The sequence below is a fragment of the Rhizobacter sp. P3_B12 genome, from assembly GCF_056402895.1.
The window spans coordinates 1-1387 of the sequence record NZ_JBFUGN010001299.1 but is presented as its reverse complement, the minus strand read 5'-3'; the positions used below and the strand labels follow the sequence as shown (position 1 = coordinate 1387).

Here is a 1387-nt window from a genome sequence, read left to right as displayed (position 1 = left end):
CCGTTCGCCCTGAGCCTGTCGAAGGGCCTGCGCGCATCGTGCCAAGGCTTCGACAGGCTYAGCCCGAACGGGAGGGAGGCTGCAGCTCCAGCGCGCTCTTGCCTTACGCCTGCTTTCACACGCTTGCCAATTGCGATGCCTGCCGGGACGGCGGCGCGGAAGAATGGAACCGGTTTCACACACGCGCGGCCGATCGGCCGCTGCGCACAAGAATCGGAGAGGGACATCCCCATGCGCCACATTCATTCGACGCTGCACGCCACGCCGACCGCGGCCGCCTTGGCCGTTTCGCTGCTGCTGGCCGCCTGCGGCGGCGGCAACCCGTCGGCCGGGTCGTCCTCCGATGCGGCCCTCAACCGCGAGACCGCCGAGGCGGTCGGCGACGCGCCGCCGGTGATCGCGCCCGGCCGCTACGTGCTCGTCAATGCGCAAAGCGGCAAGTGCGTCGATGCCGTTCCCTCGGCGCCCGATGGCGGCCGCATCCAGCAGGCCACCTGCGGCACCGGCCTCACGCAGGCCTTCGACTTGACAACCCAGGCCGGCGGCACCGTGAAGCTCGTGAACGCCGGCACCGGCCAGGTGTTCGACCTGTCGGGCAGCTCGGGTGCCGACGGCGCGGCCATCCACCAGTGGACCGACAACGGCACCAACGCGCAGCGCTTTCGCCCGTGGCGCGTGCAGGGCAACCGCTTCCGCTGGGTCAGCGCGGCCAGCGGCAAGTGCGTGACGATCGCCGATCGCTCGAACGCCGACGGCGCCGCGTTGCAGCAGGCCGGCTGCAGCAGCACCGACGCGGCGCAACAGTTCCTGCTGTTCCCGCGCGGCGGCAGCGCACGCGGTGCACTCGCGATCGGCCAGTACACGCTGCGCGGCCTGCAGTCGAAGCTGTGCCTGGACATCGAGGGCGCGTCCACCACCGATGGTGCGAAGACGCTGCAGGCTGCGTGCAGCACCTCGGCCAGCCAGCGCTTCGAGGTGCGCGCGGCCGACGACGGCAGCTATGCATTCATCAACGTCAACAGCGGCCGCGCGCTCGACGTGAGCGACATCTCGACCGCCAACGGCGCGCTGATCCAGCAATGGAGCTACGGCGCCGGCGCCAACCAGCGCTTCAGCGTGATGCCGGGCGGCGACAGCTTCCGCATCGCGGCGAAGCACACCGGCAAGTGCCTCGACGTGAAGGACTTCAGCACCGTGGCCGGCGGCCGCATCCAGCAATGGGACTGCGGCAACAACGACAACCAACGCTGGCAGTTGCTGGCGACCGATGCGCAAGCGCCGGCGCCTGCACCCGCTCCGGCGCCAACTCCTGCGCCGGCCCCGGCCCCGGCTCCTGCGCCCTCTCCGGCCCCTGCACCCAGCCCGGCGCCGGCGCCGTCGCCTGCAC

General features: G+C 71.2%; 1 protein-coding gene. It reads left to right on the top strand.

Annotated features, from left to right (window positions below; translation table 11 throughout):
- Positions 1-231: 231 nt before the first annotated feature.
- Positions 232-1387, top strand: a 1156-nt coding sequence (locus tag AC1D01_RS34685; RefSeq protein WP_477874052.1) for an RICIN domain-containing protein, incomplete at its 3' end; no start/stop codon positions are given.